At 55.6% G+C, this 16116-nt stretch carries 17 protein-coding genes; 12 read left to right on the top strand and 5 right to left on the bottom strand.

The annotated features are described in order from the left end of the window. Window positions 1–79 precede the first annotated feature (79 nt). The 4 genes from ABS784_RS13310 to ABS784_RS13295 all read left to right on the top strand — a co-directional run bounded on the left by ABS784_RS13310 (window position 80) and on the right by ABS784_RS13295 (window position 3808). Window positions 80–952 (top strand): ROK family protein, encoded by an 873-nt coding sequence (locus tag ABS784_RS13310; protein WP_042379328.1) that lies wholly within the window; start codon window positions 80–82, stop codon window positions 950–952. Between the two features lie 207 nt (window positions 953–1159). Further along, window positions 1160–1300 carry a hypothetical protein gene (locus ABS784_RS13305; RefSeq protein ID WP_013146496.1) on the top strand — a complete coding sequence of 47 codons (141 nt, stop codon included), beginning with the start codon at window positions 1160–1162 and terminating at the stop codon, window positions 1298–1300. Beyond that, window positions 1293–2216: a TetR/AcrR family transcriptional regulator gene (locus ABS784_RS13300; protein WP_352512792.1), complete on the top strand. Its 924-nt coding sequence runs from the start codon at window positions 1293–1295 to the stop codon at window positions 2214–2216. The genes ABS784_RS13305 and ABS784_RS13300 overlap by 8 nt, the downstream gene beginning before the upstream one ends. Next, entirely contained in the window at window positions 2201–3808 is a 1608-nt protein-coding gene (locus ABS784_RS13295) for an MDR family MFS transporter (protein WP_069304529.1), read from the top strand. Before ABS784_RS13300 ends, ABS784_RS13295 begins: the two co-directional genes overlap by 16 nt. 203 nt (window positions 3809–4011) lie before the next feature. On the opposite strand, the gene ABS784_RS13290 is transcribed toward ABS784_RS13295, so the two are convergent. The 3 genes from ABS784_RS13290 to ABS784_RS13280 all read right to left on the bottom strand — a co-directional run bounded on the left by ABS784_RS13290 (window position 4012) and on the right by ABS784_RS13280 (window position 6901). Then, entirely contained in the window at window positions 4012–4371 is a 360-nt protein-coding gene (locus tag ABS784_RS13290; RefSeq protein ID WP_352512790.1) for a DUF779 domain-containing protein, read from the bottom strand. 208 nt (window positions 4372–4579) lie between these two features. Next, window positions 4580–6100 carry an aldehyde dehydrogenase gene (adh, locus tag ABS784_RS13285; RefSeq protein WP_131874209.1) on the bottom strand — a complete coding sequence of 507 codons (1521 nt, stop codon included), beginning with the start codon at window positions 6098–6100 and terminating at the stop codon, window positions 4580–4582. A gap of 213 nt (window positions 6101–6313) precedes the next feature. Continuing rightward, the gene (locus tag ABS784_RS13280; protein WP_014196843.1) at window positions 6314–6901 is read right to left on the bottom strand and encodes a hypothetical protein; all 588 of its coding nucleotides are present in this window, start codon (window positions 6899–6901) and stop codon (window positions 6314–6316) included. Window positions 6902–7294: 393 nt separating this feature from the next. Between ABS784_RS13280 and ABS784_RS13275 the strand changes: the two genes are divergently transcribed. The 4 genes from ABS784_RS13275 (at window position 7295) to ABS784_RS13260 (ending at window position 11295) form a co-directional block, all read left to right on the top strand. Beyond that, entirely contained in the window at window positions 7295–7729 is a 435-nt protein-coding gene (locus tag ABS784_RS13275; protein ID WP_025039145.1) for a DUF1284 domain-containing protein, read from the top strand. Between the two features lie 273 nt (window positions 7730–8002). Next, window positions 8003–9379, top strand: coding sequence for an aspartate kinase (locus tag ABS784_RS13270; RefSeq protein ID WP_023634590.1), 1377 nt, complete (start codon window positions 8003–8005; stop codon window positions 9377–9379). A 380-nt stretch (window positions 9380–9759) separates the two neighbouring features. Next, window positions 9760–10659, top strand: a complete 900-nt coding sequence (locus ABS784_RS13265; RefSeq protein WP_352512787.1) for a processed acidic surface protein — start codon at window positions 9760–9762, stop codon at window positions 10657–10659. Window positions 10660–10665: 6 nt separating this feature from the next. Beyond that, window positions 10666–11295, top strand: coding sequence for a class D sortase (locus ABS784_RS13260; protein WP_144329780.1), 630 nt, complete (start codon window positions 10666–10668; stop codon window positions 11293–11295). Between the two features lie 56 nt (window positions 11296–11351). On the opposite strand, the gene ABS784_RS13255 is transcribed toward ABS784_RS13260, so the two are convergent. Beyond that, window positions 11352–11792 (bottom strand): YwpF-like family protein, encoded by a 441-nt coding sequence (locus ABS784_RS13255; RefSeq protein ID WP_013146485.1) that lies wholly within the window; start codon window positions 11790–11792, stop codon window positions 11352–11354. Between the two features lie 269 nt (window positions 11793–12061). On the opposite strand from ABS784_RS13255, the gene ssb reads away from it, so the two are divergent. Next, complete coding sequence (gene ssb, locus ABS784_RS13250) at window positions 12062–12421, top strand: single-stranded DNA-binding protein (RefSeq protein WP_011232661.1); 360 nt, start codon at window positions 12062–12064, stop codon at window positions 12419–12421. Between the two features lie 120 nt (window positions 12422–12541). Here the strand turns inward: ssb and ABS784_RS13245 are convergent, their stop codons facing one another. Beyond that, entirely contained in the window at window positions 12542–12949 is a 408-nt protein-coding gene (locus ABS784_RS13245; RefSeq protein ID WP_014196835.1) for a helix-turn-helix domain-containing protein, read from the bottom strand. Window positions 12950–13157: 208 nt separating this feature from the next. Between ABS784_RS13245 and ABS784_RS13240 the strand changes: the two genes are divergently transcribed. The 3 genes from ABS784_RS13240 (at window position 13158) to ABS784_RS13230 (ending at window position 16028) form a co-directional block, all read left to right on the top strand. After that, window positions 13158–13667, top strand: coding sequence for a hypothetical protein (locus ABS784_RS13240; protein ID WP_011232659.1), 510 nt, complete (start codon window positions 13158–13160; stop codon window positions 13665–13667). 182 nt (window positions 13668–13849) lie between these two features. Next, complete coding sequence (locus ABS784_RS13235; RefSeq protein ID WP_352512784.1) at window positions 13850–15205, top strand: C40 family peptidase; 1356 nt, start codon at window positions 13850–13852, stop codon at window positions 15203–15205. Window positions 15206–15248: 43 nt separating this feature from the next. Then, window positions 15249–16028, top strand: coding sequence for a hypothetical protein (locus tag ABS784_RS13230; protein ID WP_352512782.1), 780 nt, complete (start codon window positions 15249–15251; stop codon window positions 16026–16028). The last annotated feature ends 88 nt before the right edge of the window (window positions 16029–16116 follow it).

Genomic DNA, 16116 nt, shown 5'->3' with positions numbered 1-16116 from the left:
TTTTGTCATTGATGCCCTCTCCCTTTTTCTAGTAAGATAGATACAAGAAAAGAGCAGATGAAGAAAGAGAGGCGTACATATGATCCTAGGAGCCATTGAAGCTGGAGGCACGAAATTTGTCTGCGCCATCGGCGATGAACAGGGGAACATCCATGAACGAGCGGTGTTTCCGACGACGGCGCCGGAAGAGACGATGGCGCACGTCATCGACTTTTTCCGTCCGCACCGCATCGAGGCGATTGGCATCGGGTCGTTCGGCCCGGTCGATTTGCGTCCGGACAGTCCGACGTACGGGTATATTACGAGCACGCCGAAACAGGCGTGGGCGCAGTTTGATTTTGTCGGCACGATGAAGCAGCATTTTCCCGTGCCGATCGGCTTTGACACGGATGTCAACGCGGCGGCGCTCGGCGAGCTGCGCTGGGGGGCGGCGCAAGGATTGGATAGCTGCCTATATATGACGGTCGGGACAGGCATTGGTGTCGGCGCCGTCGTGGAAGGGCGTCTGCTTCACGGGATGCTTCATCCAGAAATGGGACATATGTTCGTCCGCCGCCATCCGGATGATGCGTTTGCCGGCATCTGCCCGTATCATGGCGACTGTTTGGAAGGCATGGCGTCCGGCCCGGCGATTGAGCGGCGTTGGGGGAAAAAGGGGGCGGAGCTGGCCGACCGGAGCGAGGTGTGGGAGCTTGAGGCGTTTTACTTAGCCCAAGCGATCGCCAACTACATCCTCATTTTATCGCCGAAAAAGGTGATCACGGGCGGGGGCGTCATGAAGCAGACGCACGTGTTGCCGCTTGTGCGCCGTCATGTGCAGGAGTTGCTCAATGGGTATGTTCAGCACGAAACGATTCTCGAGAAGATCGACGAGTACATCGTCCTCCCAGGGCTTGGCGACAACGCCGGTGTTGCGGGTGCCTTGGCGCTCGCAGCGGCGGCAAATGAATAGCAAGAACGGCCGTCCACCGTCTTCAATCAGGCGGTGGGGCCGTTTTTTTTTGTTTGAAGGCAGGGATGTTGACTGATTGTTCAACAAATTTAGTCTGAAAAAATGACTATTTGGTCAAAAAATATCGTTTTTGAGTTGCATACCTTTATAACAGTAGTTTATAATCGTTTTGACCAAATGGTCATATGGGATATGGAGGCGAGGACAATGACCGATGTTCGACGGTTGGTTGAATGGCTGCAACAGCGCGGCGTACGGGTTGATTTCGTGAAACCGCGCGCGGTGTTGCCGTCGTATCGGCAATGGATGACAGCGAATGGGAAAGGAATGAGTCGTTGCCATGGATGAACGGCGCGTCCAATTTATTGAGGCGGCAATGAAATTGTTTGCCGAAAAAGGGTATCATGAGACGTCGATTCAAGATTTGGTCGAGGCATGGGGGATTTCCAAAGGAGCGTTTTATCACCATTTCGCCTCGAAGGAAGATTTGTTGCTGGCGGTGCTCCGCTACTACAGCGAAAAAATGGTCGCTGATTTCATGGCGGGCGGCGGGGAAGGGACGGAAAAAGAACGGTTTACTCGCCAGCTGGCCGCCCATTTTTCTCACATTCGCGAGTACAAAGACTTTTTGCGTATGATGATGTCGGAGCAATTGCCGAAAGTCAATCCGGAAGTGGAACGGTATATGTTCCGCCAGCATGGGCGCCTGTTTTTATGGTATTGCACCCGTCTGGCGGAGGTGTACGGAGAGGAAGTCTGTCCGTATGTGTATGATGTCGCCATGATGACCAACGGCATCATCCGACAATATTTGTTTTACTTCTTTTTTCGCGAGGAGGCGTTTGATGCGGACGCAGCGGCTCGTTTTCTCGTGCGCCGCATTGATGCCATTGTTGCTAGCTTTGCGGCCGGCGAGCGCCCGTTGTTGACCGAGGAGGCGCTCGTGCCATGGATAGAACTCGAAGAGCGCGAGCGCAAGCGCCAGCGGGAGCGGCTGGCTTCAGCGTTCGCCGCCGTCCGGGAGGCCGCCAACGGGCTCGATCCGAAGCAGGCGAACGATGTGCTTGAAGCCGTAGCGGCGCTGGAGGAGGAAGTGCTTGGGCGCAATGAGCCGCCGCGCGCCTATATCGTTGAAGCGCTGCTTTTGTATTTGCGCCATCAACAGGCGCCTCGACTTGCGTCGGCTTTGGACGCACTGAGCCAAGAAATGGAAGCGTATCAACGACTCAATGGATGGGAGAGAGAACCATGGAAAAAGCGTTAACAGTGCCAGCGAGCACCATTCGTCATCGCCCGTTGCTCATTACCGGGTTGATCATTGCCATGCTGTTTGCGGCATTAGACGGGACGATCGTCGGCACGGCGATGCCGCGCATCGTCGGGGAGCTTCACGGATTGGGGATTATGACGTGGCTGACGACAGCGTATATGTTGACGTCGACGACGGTCGTGCCGATCGCCGGCAAGCTCGCCGACTTATTGGGCCGTCGGATTGTCTATGTGAGCGGGTTGGTCATTTTTATGGCTGGTTCAGCGCTTTGCGGCATGGCGAACGATATGACCGAGCTCATCATTTACCGCGGCATTCAAGGACTGGGCGGCGGGATTATGATGCCGATGGCGATGATTGTCATCGGTGACGTGTTCACCGGCAAGGAGCGGGCGAAATGGCAAGGGGTGTTCGGCGGTTTGTACGGTCTCGCTTCAGTGCTGGGCCCGCAAATCGGCGGCTTTATCGTCGACCATTTGAACTGGCGCTGGGTGTTTTACATCAACTTGCCGGTCGGCATTCTCGCCACGGTGCTGATTGCGATGGGGTTAAGCAAATATAAAGCCGAAGGGCCGGTGAAATTTGACATCGCCGGGATGGCGACGTTGACGGCGGGCGTCGTCAGCTTGTTGTTGGGGTTGACGTTTGGCGGCGACCGATATCCGTGGGGGTCGTGGCAAATCGTTTCGTTGTTTGCGGCCGCGGTTGTCTTTTTCGCTTTGTTTGTTTGGGCGGAAAAACGGGCGGAGGAGCCGATCATTCCGCTTCGGTTGTTCCGCAATCGGACGTTTACGCTGCTCAATGGCATCGGCTTTTTCATGAGCGTCGGCATGTTTGGCGCGATTATGTTTGTGCCGTTTTTTATGCAAGGCATTGTCGGTGTGAGCGCCACCCAATCCGGGACGATTATGACGCCGATGATGATCACGATGATCATCGGCAGCGTCCTTGGCGGTCGACTGGTATACCGGATCGGGGTGAAGCCGCAGCTGATCATCGGCATGGCCGTTATGGCGTCCGCATTCGGGCTGCTTGGCACGATGGATGTCGAGACGTCGAAATGGACGGCGACGATGTATATGATCATTCTCGGTCTTGGCACAGGGCTCGTGATGCCGATTTTGACGCTCGCCCTGCAAGAAAGCTTTCCAAAATCGGAGCTTGGCGTCGTGACGTCTTCAAGCCAATTTTTCCGCTCGATCGGCGGGACGTTTGGGATGACGGTGCTTGGCGCCATCATGAACCACCGGTCGAGCGCCTTGCTTGACGAGCGGCTCATGCCAAAGCTCGAAGCGCTGCCGGCGCAGGCGAAAGGGCTTGTCGACCGCTTTGCCGGCATGATCCATGATGATCCGCAAGGGCTGTATTCCGTTCTGCTCAGTCCGGAAGCGATGGCCAAGATTCCAGCGCTGCTGCGCGACATGTTCGTGCCGGTGCTGAAGCAATCGCTTGTCGATTCCCTGCAAGCCGTCTTTTGGTTCGGGCTCGCGTTTATCGCGGTCGGCTTGCTTTTAGTGTTCGGCTTGAAACGGATTGTCTTGTCTGATCGGGCAGAGGCGATGAAGCAGGCAAAAGAGGCTGAGTAAAGAAAAGGACATGGCGGACCACGCCTCATTTGGTCAGGTGGCGGACCGCCATTTTTTTGTTGCGACGAACAAACCGCTCCGAAGGGGATAAAGCATCTGGGAACGGGGGCGAAGGGGAGCGGTCGAGCTCCGTGCTTTTCATTGGACAAGCGATTCATACATCGCACATGGCGGGTTCACAGCGGCGTCCCGCAATGGGCGGCTTACGGCGCACCTGCATCCTCGCTTTGGCCGAAGACGCGCGAGCGGGTGAGAAAGCGGATGCCTTCCGGGCCTTCCAGTGAAAACATGCCGCCGCGCCCCGGAACGACATCGATGATGAGCTGTGTATGCTTCCAATATTCGTATTGCGCCTTGGCGATGTAAAACGGGCAGCCGCCGATTTCGCCAAGCAAAACGTCGGAATCGCCGACGATCAACTCACCGAGCGGGTAGCACATCGGCGAGCTGCCGTCGCAGCAGCCGCCGGATTGATGGAACATGAGCGGCCCGTATTTCGCCTTTAATTTTTCAATCAATTTTAACGCCGCTTCGGTGGCGATGACTTTCGGTTCATTAGGCATCGGATGCACCTCCTTTCGCATCACGGTCAAAGACAGGCGCCGGCCTGGCGCAGCTGCGCTGAATTCGTCGAATGGAACGGTTGCTGCGTTGTTTTCCATTCCATCATCAAAAGGCGTTTGCGTGGTTTTGGCGGCAATGGATGCAACAGTGGGCAAAAGGCAGCGCGTCGGCGCTGCCTTTTGCTGTGGAAGAGCAGGTGGACCAATGTCAGAACAAGCCAAGTTTTTTCGGCGAATAGCTGACGAGCAAGTTTTTCGTTTGTTGGTAATGGTCGAGCATCATTTTGTGCGTTTCGCGGCCGATGCCGGACATCTTGTAGCCGCCAAATGCCGCATGGGCCGGATAAATGTGATAGCAGTTCGTCCACACGCGGCCGGCCTGGATGCCGCGGCCGAACCGGTACGCGGTGTTGATGTCGCGCGTCCAGACGCCGGCGCCAAGGCCGTACAGCGTCTCATTGGCGATCGAAAGCGCTTCGTCGTGATCTTTAAACGTCGTGACCGCGAGCACCGGGCCGAAAATTTCTTCTTGGAAGATGCGCATTTTGTTATGTCCTTTGAAAATCGTCGGCTTGACATAGTATCCGCCGGCGAGTTCCCCTTCCAGCATGTTCCGTTCGCCGCCGATCAAAAGTTCGGCGCCTTCCTGTTTGCCGATGTCGATGTATGACAAAATTTTCTCGAGCTGCTCGGACGAGGCTTGGGCGCCGATCATTGTTTCCGTATCGAGCGGATTGCCTTGCTTGATTTGCTTGACGCGTTCAAGCGCCCGTTCCATAAAGGCATCGTAAATCGACTCGTGGATGAGGGCGCGCGACGGGCATGTGCACACTTCGCCTTGGTTTAGAGCGAACATCGTAAACCCTTCGAGGGCTTTATCGAGAAACTCGTCATCTTTGTCCATCACATCAGCGAAGAAAATGTTCGGGGACTTGCCGCCAAGCTCAAGCGTGACCGGCACGATGTTTTGCGAGGCGTACTGCATGATGAGCCGTCCGGTCGTCGTTTCACCGGTGAACGCCACTTTCGCCACGCGTGGATTCGAGGCGAGCGGCTTGCCGGCTTCTAAGCCAAAGCCGTTCACAACGTTGACGACGCCAGGCGGAAGCAAATCTTCGATGAGTTCGATGAGAACGAGGATCGACGTCGGCGTTTGCTCCGCCGGTTTCAACACGACGCAGTTGCCGGCCGCGAGCGCTGGCGCGAGCTTCCAGGCCGCCATTAAAATCGGGAAGTTCCACGGGATGATTTGTCCGACAACGCCGAGCGGTTCTTTGAAATGATAGGCGACCGTGTCATGATCGATTTCCGAAATGGTGCCTTCTTGCGCGCGGATGCAGCTGGCGAAATAGCGGAAATGGTCGATGGCGAGCGGAATGTCAGCCGCGAGCGTCTCGCGGATCGGCTTGCCGTTTTCCCACGTTTCGGCGACGGCCAGCATTTCCAAGTTTTCTTCCATCCGATCGGCGATTTTGTTCAGCAAACGGGCGCGCTCCGCTGGAGACGTGCGTCCCCATGCGTCTTTTGCCGCATGGGCGGCGTCAAGCGCCAGTTCGATGTCCGCCGCTTTTGAGCGCGGCACTTCGCAATACGGCTGTCCGGTGATTGGCGTGATATTTTCGAAATACTCGCCGTCGACCGGCGGCACCCATTTGCCGCCAATGAAGTTTTCGTAGCGCTTTTTAAATGTGACAAGCGCACCTGGCTGGCCTGGTTGTGCGTAGATCATCCCCGATTCCTCCTTCATTTGAGTTTTTTGTATTCGCTTACAAACGAAAGAATATTATAAAAATTCTTTCCAATGAATACAATATCATGGCTGGACAATACTGTCAAATCGAAAATGCCAATGCGGCAGTATAGATGGTGATGAGAAAAGGCGCCCCGCCGCTTTTGGGGCACCTTTGGTTGGCTTCAAGGACTTGAATCGACGGTTTGTCCATCAATCGACTTCCAGGCCTTCCAGCCAGCGGCTCGCGTAGACGCTGCAAAGATGATGGAACACTTCGATCGCCTCGTTCGGGTCGGCGGCGAAAAAGACGCTCGCTGCCGTTTCGTTTTCTTCGCGGACGAACTCAAGCAAAAAGTCGGTGGCGATCCGGTTGAACAAAAGAAGCGCACCGTAGGAGCGCTCAAGCTGGCGTTTCCGCTCGAGCGGGTCATCGATGGACAAAAACGGACGCTCATAGCGGGCCGTCATCTCTGACAGCCGGCGCTGGATCTTGCGCTGGGCGTCAGTGAGCATCGCCTCGATCGTCTGTGGCGATAGAAAGGTTTGCTCGCGCAGCATATAGCCCCAAATTTGCTTGAGCGCATGAGCCGATTCGCTCGCAAACGCGATGTTGCCGAGCAGATCGGCAACGTATTGGTCGTCGTCATCGGTTTGAATGCGCAGTTTCATAATGATTTCGAGCACATCGGAATGAATTTTTTCTTTCCGCCATGATTTCGTCAGCTCATGAAGCAAGACGGAAAGCGAGCGTGCCAATTCTTCTTTCGTCATGATCAGCCAGTCCTTTCCCAGCAACATCGTTCCCTTTCTCATTGTATCATGACGGCTGTCTGTATAAAGCAGATCCGTTATTTTTCCGAATTGACCGAGGAAAACGGCGGTTTGGGCGAAGGCCGGGAGCCCACCGTTTCATAGACGATGCATAGGTCTGAAAGGGATGTCGCTTAGCTGTCCGCTGCTGGTTATCGAGGTGCCAGTTGCTCAATGAAAAGAGTTGACGTATGATGGAGTCAAAAACGATAGAAACGATTGGGCCGGGCGGCATATGTCTGAAGAGAGGAAAGAAGGCAGCGTCAAAAGTTCTATGAAAACTCCACACGAGCCATCCCGTTGGGCATCGTAGGGTATTCTCAGAGCCAGATTCGCCCTTGACCAATACCCGCCAAAGGAAAGAAAGGAAGGGGAGAGAAGATGAAACCGGTTCGTTTGCGCGGCCATCATTTGCTTTGTGTGCACGGGTTTCGCGGCATGGGCTACAGCCCGTCGTTCGTGGAAAAAATGTGGGAGATCGTGGCCCGCATTCGCGATGAACACGACGATTTCCCGATTGAAGTCGTCGCGGCGCTCGATGAAGCGTGCCTCGCCTGCCCACATCATGGGGAGACAACGTGTGAAGCCGGCCCGAATTCCGATGCCCACGTCCGTTCGCTTGACGGAAACGTCATTCGCCATTTAGGCTTGGAGCCGGGCAATGTGTATTGGAAGTCCGAACTGATCCGGCGGACGGCGGAACGGGTCAAGCCGGATGATTTGGACGAGTTATGCCGCAACTGCTCGTGGCTGCCGTATGGCGTCTGCAAAGAAGGAATCGCCAACGTCCGCCGCGGCAATGTGGCACAAACGTGAGGCAGAGCGGCCGTTTTGGGAAAAATCAAGGAGGAACGATGGAAAAACGGCGCTGTGCTGAACCATCATCCGTTTGTCAAGGCGGGGGGCTGTTGCAGCACCGTCTTTCCATTGACGAAGCACGGCGCCATCTGTTTTGAAGAGAGTCATGGCCGGCGATGGCGGCGTTTTGGGACGTTCGCGGAAATTTCTAAAAAATGAATAGTTCCATGGGCGGAAAAATGTGATATGATAAACAATTATAGAGACTTTCGACAGAAAGGGTCATGAACGATGAAAGTAGCCAAATTCGGTGGAAGTTCGGTGGCGAGCGCTGCACAATTCCGTAAAGTGGCCGACATCGTCAGCTCGGATATCGAGCGCCGCATCGTCGTCGTGTCGGCGCCGGGGAAACGGTACAAAGACGATGTGAAAGTGACCGATATGCTCATCCAGCTGGCCGAACAAATTGTGGCTGGCGAGCCGCATGAGGAAACAATGGAAGCGATCGTGAAGCGGTATGCTGACATTGCCAATGAGCTGGGGCTGGAAGCCGACGGCTTTTTGGCCGAGCTTGTCGATGACTTGCAGTCGAAAATCAGCGCCTATCGAAGCGAGCCGCCTCGGTTGTTTGACGCCATTAAAGCGAGCGGCGAAGACCATAACGCAAGGCTCATGGCGCTCTATTTGCAAGATTGCGGGCTTGAGGCGAGCTACGTCAGCCCGCTTGAAGCCGGCATCATCGTCACCGATGAGCCGGGCAACGCCCAAGTGCTGCCGGAGTCGTACGACAAACTGAAGCAGCTGCGCGAACGTCGCGGCGTTTTGGTCATCCCGGGATTTTTCGGCTATTCTCGGTCGGGCCATATCGTCACGTTCCCGCGCGGCGGGTCGGATATCACGGGCTCGATCGTCGCCGCGGGCGTCAAAGCGGACGTGTACGAAAACTTTACCGACGTCGACTCGATTTATTGCGTCAATCCGTCGATCGTCGCTGATGCCCGCAAGTTGAAAGAAATCACGTACCGCGAGATGCGTGAGCTGTCGTATTCCGGATTTTCCGTCTTTCATGACGAGGCGCTTGAGCCGGTCTATCGCGCCGGCATCCCCGTTTGCGTAAAAAACACAAACAACCCGGCCGCTCCAGGCACGTGGATCGTCGCCAAGCGCAATCATATCGACGAACCAGTCGCCGGCATTGCGAGCGACACTGGCTTTTGCAGCATCAACATCAGCAAATACTTAATGAACCGTGAGATAGGCTTTGGCCGGCGTGTGCTGCAAATTTTAGAAGACGAAGGCATCTCCTACGAACATACGCCGTCCGGCATCGACAACATGTCGATCATTTTGCGGGCAGATCAGCTCGTGGATGGAAAAGATGAGCGCATCCTCGCCCGCATCCGCGAGGAGCTTGCCGTCGATGAGGTGACGATTGAGTACGGCTTGGCGCTCATTATGGTCGTCGGCGAAGGGATGGAAAAAACGATCGGGATGGCGGCGAAAGCCACGACTGCGCTCGCCAACGCCAACATCAACTTGGAGATGATCAACCAAGGTTCGTCCGAAGTGAGCATGATGTTCGGCGTCAAAGAAGAAGTCGTCAACGAGGCGGTTCGCGCCTTGTACAACGCCTACTTCCAACAGGCAACCGTAAGCCCCCTTTCCTAACGCGAAACAGGCGTCCGAAACTCGGGCGCCTGTTCTTATGTACCGAGAAGCCCCCGCTTTCACGCGATCAGCCGAAGGGGGGAATGAATCAGCGTCTTCCATCATGGATGTCCCCCAACGCCGCTCAAAATATCTTGAAAGAAGGACTTCGTTGGAACAGTCAAGTCACAGGGACAGACGGGAATGGTCTGGCTGGCAGTCTGCCTTATGGCAGGTGTCCCCGAGAATCTCCCATCTCTAAGCGTTTGCGTAGGTGGGAGAACGTTCAAGCGCTCTAAGCCGAGCTTTCTTCTTTTTTCGCTGGTTGGCGTACATAAGAGCGGCATGTTCGGAAAATACTACCAATGTACGTCAAAGAAAGCGGAAGGGAGGAAGAACGAATGCGGCAATGGCTAGGAATGGCTGTGCTTGTCGCCGTTTTCGCTTCGTTTCCGGCTGGGGCGGCGGCCATCAGCCGAAGCGAGCTTGAGCAGTACGCTGAGAGCGTCGGCTGGACAGTGAGCGACCTGTTGGCTTATTTGGATCAATACGGCTTGACAGCCGCCGATTTTCGCACCATGGATGAGATGAAACAATGGCTCGGCACGCCCATCACTGACGAGCGGCTTCATGCCGTTCTGCGCCGGCACGGGCTGACGGTTGAGGAGCTCGAGGCGCTGCTTGGCCAGTTTGGCGAAACGGTGCAAGACTACACATTTATCGAAGACTTAGACCGGGCCATCCGTTTTTACTCGCAGCACAACGCCGCCATGCAGCAAATCAACGACTTGCTTGGGGCGCTCGGGATGACGGAACAAGAAGTGCGCGCCCTCACCCGCCATATTGCCTCGCTTGACGACCCGCAGTTAGCTGGGCGGCTGGTGGCGCTTCGTGAACGGCTGCGTCCGTTTGCGGAGATGGAAGGGCCGTGGAAGGAAACAGAGCGCCGCAAACTGCGGGCGATGTGGGAAGAGGGGCTTCGCTTGCTTAAACTTGAGGCGGACGAGCCGGACATAAAGGCGGCCGGAGCGGAGCCGATCCGCATTCGATTGTACAACCGCCAAGGCGAGGAGGTCGCCGATATCGCCATAACGCGGGAGATGTTGACATCAGGCTACATCGTCCGCGCGGGGGAGAAAGGCATTGACGCGGGGCTGCTCGCTGTAGAGATGAAAGGAAAGATGTATGGGGAAAAACTGCCGGAGACGGCGTCGCCGTATTTGACCTATACGTTGGCCGGACTGATGCTCGCTTCCGCCGGGTTCCTTCTTTACCAGCGGGTCGGGCGGCTGAAAGGGTGAAGGAATGTGAACGGCAAGCCTGCGCAGTTTTCGTGGGGGCGCCGGGCCGCCCAATGGGCGGCGCTGGCGGCGATCGTCATCGGGGCGGCGATGGCCGGTTGGAACGGCTATTGGTACACCGTCGGCTGGATGGCGGTCAAGCGGGATGCTCCTGCGCCTTCCTCACCGCCGGCCGCAAGCCTTCCAGCGGAACGTTCGGCGCAAAAAGACGCACCGCTTGGCGTCTACCTTGGTGAGCTCGCCATCCCAAAGCTCGGGGCGGCGATTCCCGTGTATGAAGGCGTCCGCGAACAAGAATTGCGCCGAGGTGTCGGCCATTATCCAGCGAGCGATTGGCCGGGGGGACGAGGGCATGTCGTGCTATCCGGGCACCGGGATACTGTGTTCCGCCGCTTTGGCGAGCTTGAGATCGGCGATGCGCTTATCATTCGGACGGATCGCGCCGCCATCCATTACCGCATCGTCAACATTCGCATCGTCGATGACAACGACCGGACCGTTTTGGTCGAGAAAGCGCGCCCAACGCTGACGGTGACAACGTGCTACCCGTTTCGCCTCATCGGCCGCGCTCCGAAGCGCTGCATCGTCACCGCCCGCCCGGTTCGGGTTGATGCCCTGGCGTTTCCAAGAGGATGATCCACTTGCCTGCAGGAAGGCAAACAAAAAGGCTGGAAAGTGCGCTCTCCAGCCTTTTACCTTTTCCGTTCCTGCGGCGCCTTGGCATCGATTCGCTCATGCATTTGCTGGCGAAACTCTTGAAGCAGCGCCTCGCCTTGCAACCCTTTCTTGACAAGGCCGGCCAGCACGACTTCCGCCAAATGGGTGCGCCGCGGGATCATCAGCCCTTCCATCAAGACGCTAATGTGGCCGTTCATTTTCGTGATCGAACGGACGGCGACGAGCATGTTGGCCGGGTCGTTGCTCGTGTGGGTGATCGTCACTTGCAGTTGAAACTCTGGACGCCGCTGCAAGCTCACAAACATTGGCTCATAGTCGTCATCCAAATACGCCTCCACGAGCCAGCGGTTTTGCCCGTCTTCTTTGTTGATGATCAACCCGTCAATAAACGGGATATCTTGGCGGTGCATGTCGTCGTCGATGACAGAGAGCCCGACAAGCTTGAACGTTTTCATCTCGTCCACCTCGTTACCGTTGTCTTATCCAAGATTATAGCACAGGCGGACGAGGGAAGAAAAACGGGATGCCGCCCTTCCTGCTGAAAAACGATCTGCATATTTTCCGGCGGATGGCAAAAACGCCATTTTGCCCCGCCATTGTCGACGAAGATTTCGCCTTTTTCGCTGAATTGTATCCATAGAGTGCGCCAAAAAATGCAAAAATCGCGATTTTACGACCCAAAACGAGATTCGTTATCATAAAGGTGCGGTGGAGGAAAGGGGGGATGCGCCAACACATGATCAACCAAGTCGTGTTGGTCGGCCGGTTGACGAAAGATCCCGAGCTTCGCTACACGGCCGAAGGGGCTGCCGTCGCGACTGTCACGCTGGCGGTGGCGAGAAATTTCCGCAACGCGGAAGGGGGGATTGACGCCGATTTCGTTCCATGCGTTTTATGGCGGAAAACAGCGGAACATACCGCCAATTATTGCCGAAAAGGATCGATGGTGGCGGTGACGGGGAGAATCCAAACGCGCCGCTACGATAAAAAAGACGGTCAACGCGTCTATGTCACCGAAGTCGTCGCGGAGTCCGTCCAATTTCTCCACTCCGGAAAGAAACCAGAATGGCCGGAGCACGTATAGTCGTTTCCCCATACATGCCTTTCAAAGCGAATCCCCAAGAGAAAGAACGTGTCCCCAAACACTCCCCAACGGATGGCGCTAGCACGTCGTTGTTAGCGCTTTTTTTCAGCATGAGGGGAGCTACATGAGCTCGGAGCACTCTTTTACGATCGTCACGATCATCGTTTCGACATGTTTTCGCTTTTTATCCGGCAGCTTCGCGAGCGTGTACACCGCTTCGCTCATCTCTTGGTTATGAAGCAAGTAGTCCAACGCCGCGAGCACCGTTTCGTGCACGTCCGCCGTTCCGTATATGTCTGTCACTTCGCGCAACAGCTCGCGTTGGCGCGTTTCGCCGCCAAGCAAAAAATCGGCGCTGACATCAAACAGCTGGCATAGCTTCTCAAGCGACTGCACATCTGGAAGCAAGCTGCCGTTTTCCCATTTGCTGATTTGCGAACGCGACACGTTCAGCTGCTCGGCCAGCTCTTCCTGTGTCCAGCGCCGTTGTTTTCGCAGTTGTTTGAGCGTCTCCCCCAAGTTTGTCATCGTTCGTCACCACGCTTTTCATCATTACTCTTTAAAGATAGAAAAGCATGGAGTCAATGGTTGTTCATTTTTCGCTCATTTCTATCTTTGTTTCTAAATCAGAACAGATTTGTCCGTGATTTCGTCGTTCGGCATCTTTTTTGTCCAGGAAGGACATAGTACAATTAGTTAAAAATGGGAAATTACGAACCAAAAAGAGGGGGTCAAGGTGAACATCTATCTTGCCGATTTTGTCATTTGTGAACGAAACGGGGAGAAACACGCCCAAAAAATGTACCACATCTATATTAAGGAAATGAAAAATCCGTTTTCCGTGCGGCTGAAAACGATCGCCCCGGCCAGTTTCACCGATTCGCTGCGCTCGCTGAAAAACGAAGGTGGACGGATGCGTTTTGCATCGGAAGGCGAGGCGCTGTTCCGCACGATCACCTGCTCAAAGGAAGCCCAGCTCTATTTTGTATTTAAATGCACGAGCCAGCTTTACATGTTTATCGTCAAGCTCGATCTTCGCCAAAAAAAGTTTACCGTCGCCCTTTATGAGTGGAACGAACCGAGGCAAAAATACATCCCGATCCGCGCAGATGAATGGCTGGCGATGGAAAAACAGCTCATTTATGAAGTGCTGCAGTCGATTTACCTTGTCGACGATCGATGCGTGTCGTATTTGTTCACGTATCCGTCGCCTCCGAAGCGAAGCATGCCCCGTTCCGGCGCATAAACTTCTTCCTTCTTCCAATAAAAAAAATCGTTTCCTTTCATGGCTTTCGTCCGTTATACTGAAAATATAGAACATTACTATTTTTGGCTGCGGGATGTCAAGCCGGCCTGAGGAACTATCCCGCATGAGGCCTCGATGAAAGATGAAAAACGAAACAGACGGCGAAGGGAGAGGGCGCATCCGTGAAACCGAATCACGTTGTTTTCGCCGCTGCCATGGCTTCTGCCTTTTTTCTCGCGCCGGACGAGAGCCAAGCGGCGGAATGGAAGAAAGGCATGAGTTCTCCTGAAATCAAACAGCTCCAGCAGCGCTTGAAAGAAAAAGGCTTTTTCACGTATCCGCAAGCGACCGGCTACTTTGGCGCCATTACCGAAGAAGCGGTCAAAGCGTTCCAACGGGCGATGAACTTGCCAGCCACCGGCATCGTCGATGACGCCACCTACGCGAAGCTCAAAAGCGCGCCTGCGTCAAACGACACGCTCGCCATCGGTTCCCGCGGCGCGGCCGTCAGTGATTTGCAACGCCGGCTGAAACAGCTCGGCTATTTTCGCTATCCGCAAATCACCGGCTACTATGGCGCGGTGACGGCCGATGCCGTGAAGCAGTTTCAACGGGCGAACGGGCTTCCCGCCACCGGGCGGGCGGACCGGGCGACGCTTGAGCGGCTGAAGCAAAAAGCAACAAGTCAGCCGGCCACGTCATCTGACGCGCTGACGATCGGTTCGCGCGGCGACGAAGTCCGCGAGCTGCAGCAACAGCTCAAACAACTCGGCTACTTTACGTATTCGGACATCACCGGCTACTATGGGGTGCTGACGGCCGACGCCATCCGCCGCTTTCAACGCGACAACGGCCTGCCAGTGACCGGCGCGGTCGACAACCAAACCGCTGCCCTCCTTGCGAGCGCAGTAAAAGCGAAAACACCCCCGCCTGCACCGATCGAGCGCGAGCGCCTGGCGGTTCGCCTCTCAATCGGCGCGCTCGGCGAAGACGTCAAGCGCATTCAGACAAAGCTGAAAGAGCTCGGCTACTTCTACACGGCCATCACCGGCTACTACGGCACTGCCACCGCCGATGCCGTCCGCCGTTTCCAACAAGCGGCCAAACTCCCAGCGACCGGCATTGTTGACGGCGAAACATACGAGCGCCTGATCGGACAAGCCCCTGCGGCGAAGCTGGACGTCATCGAACTCGTCGCCGATGCGGCTGAGCTGCTCGGAACCCCATACGTTTGGGGCGGCGATGCGCCGGAAGAGGGATTTGACTGCAGCGGCTTCATTTTCTACCTTTTCCAGCAACAAGGCGTCACCGTGCCGCGCACCGTCGCCTTGATGTGGAATGCGGGCACGGCCGTTTCCGCCCCGGAAGTCGGCGACATCGTCTTTTTCGCCACGACTGTAAGCGGTCCGTCGCACGCCGGCATCTATATCGGCAACGGCCAGTTCGTCCACAGCGGCGCCTCCACTGGAGTGACGATCAGCCGCCTGGACCAATCGTATTGGAAGCAGCGGTATTTAGGGGCGAAACGATTGTTCTAGCATGCCAAAACGGCCACGATGATCAAGTGAGGAGGAACAGAAAATGAAGCATGCATCGCGAATGGCGGCCGCCGTTTGCCTCGCCGCCGCCATCGCCCTCGGAGGAAATGGACAAGCGGCTGACGCTGCCGTCCAATGGGGGCAAGTCCAATGGAAACAAGGGATGATCGGCAAAGTCGTCATGTTGCGCGATACGTCCCTGTACCGCCTGAACGGAACGACATGGCAGCCCGCCATGACAGCGAAACAAGGGCGCGAGTATCGCGTCTACAGCCAAAAACGGGCAGGTGACGCCGTCTATTACAGCCTCGGCGGCGGGCTGTATGCCAAACAAGGGGACGCCATCCAGTACGTGCCGTTCACAAAAGACGAGCTTCTCGCCCTTGTCACCCGCTCATTGAAAGGGCAGTACATTCTGCAGGCAGGAAATGAATCCGTCCCGTTTGTCATCGAGCGGCAAAAAGGAAATCGTCTGTTCGGCTGGTACTTATACGGCCAAAATATGTCATTGCCGCTTGAAGGCCGCATCGACGGCGCAACGGTGACGCTCTCCATTTATTTCAACGACAACGCCGAAGCGATCGCCGACTCGATCTCTTACTTAAAAGCGTACAACGTGCCGAAGGAAGAGATCGAAAAAATCGCCGAACAGCTCGCCAACAGCGGCGATTACGCAATGCAGCTGCAATTTTCCATCACGAACAGCCCGGAACAATTCGCAGGACAGTTCCGCTTTCTCGATTTGTACTTGAATGACCGCTATGACGTCGTCAAAATGACGCTTGGCCAACCGATGGACGTCACGGTGAAGAAAAACGATTGATGTTTTTGCACCACGAGTGTTGATTATCCAAAATTAGACATACGCCTTCCATAAATTTGGGCATACTCAAACAAAGCAGCGGCCATCC

Source organism: Geobacillus sp. G4, from assembly GCF_040327975.1.
Classification (GTDB): domain Bacteria; phylum Bacillota; class Bacilli; order Bacillales; family Anoxybacillaceae; genus Geobacillus; species Geobacillus thermoleovorans.
Note: the sequence above shows the minus strand (reverse complement) of the source record. Positions and strands in the feature narration are given on the sequence as shown.

Excerpts from the sequence above, each read along its gene's own strand:
- ABS784_RS13310 (WP_042379328.1), top strand. The coding sequence starts at position 80 with ATGATCCTAGGAGCCATTGAAGCTGGAGGCACGAAATTTGTCTGCGCC.
- ABS784_RS13305 (WP_013146496.1), top strand. The coding sequence starts at position 1,160 with ATGACCGATGTTCGACGGTTGGTTGAATGGCTGCAACAGCGCGGCGTA.
- ABS784_RS13300 (WP_352512792.1), top strand. The coding sequence starts at position 1,293 with ATGGATGAACGGCGCGTCCAATTTATTGAGGCGGCAATGAAATTGTTT.
- ABS784_RS13295 (WP_069304529.1), top strand. The coding sequence starts at position 2,201 with ATGGAAAAAGCGTTAACAGTGCCAGCGAGCACCATTCGTCATCGCCCG.
- ABS784_RS13290 (WP_352512790.1), bottom strand. The coding sequence starts at position 4,371 with ATGCCTAATGAACCGAAAGTCATCGCCACCGAAGCGGCGTTAAAATTG.
- adh (WP_131874209.1), bottom strand. The coding sequence starts at position 6,100 with ATGATCTACGCACAACCAGGCCAGCCAGGTGCGCTTGTCACATTTAAA.
- ABS784_RS13280 (WP_014196843.1), bottom strand. The coding sequence starts at position 6,901 with ATGTTGCTGGGAAAGGACTGGCTGATCATGACGAAAGAAGAATTGGCA.
- ABS784_RS13275 (WP_025039145.1), top strand. The coding sequence starts at position 7,295 with ATGAAACCGGTTCGTTTGCGCGGCCATCATTTGCTTTGTGTGCACGGG.
- ABS784_RS13270 (WP_023634590.1), top strand. The coding sequence starts at position 8,003 with ATGAAAGTAGCCAAATTCGGTGGAAGTTCGGTGGCGAGCGCTGCACAA.
- ABS784_RS13265 (WP_352512787.1), top strand. The coding sequence starts at position 9,760 with ATGCGGCAATGGCTAGGAATGGCTGTGCTTGTCGCCGTTTTCGCTTCG.
- ABS784_RS13255 (WP_013146485.1), bottom strand. The coding sequence starts at position 11,792 with ATGAAAACGTTCAAGCTTGTCGGGCTCTCTGTCATCGACGACGACATG.
- ssb (WP_011232661.1), top strand. The coding sequence starts at position 12,062 with ATGCGCCAACACATGATCAACCAAGTCGTGTTGGTCGGCCGGTTGACG.
- ABS784_RS13245 (WP_014196835.1), bottom strand. The coding sequence starts at position 12,949 with ATGACAAACTTGGGGGAGACGCTCAAACAACTGCGAAAACAACGGCGC.
- ABS784_RS13230 (WP_352512782.1), top strand. The coding sequence starts at position 15,249 with ATGAAGCATGCATCGCGAATGGCGGCCGCCGTTTGCCTCGCCGCCGCC.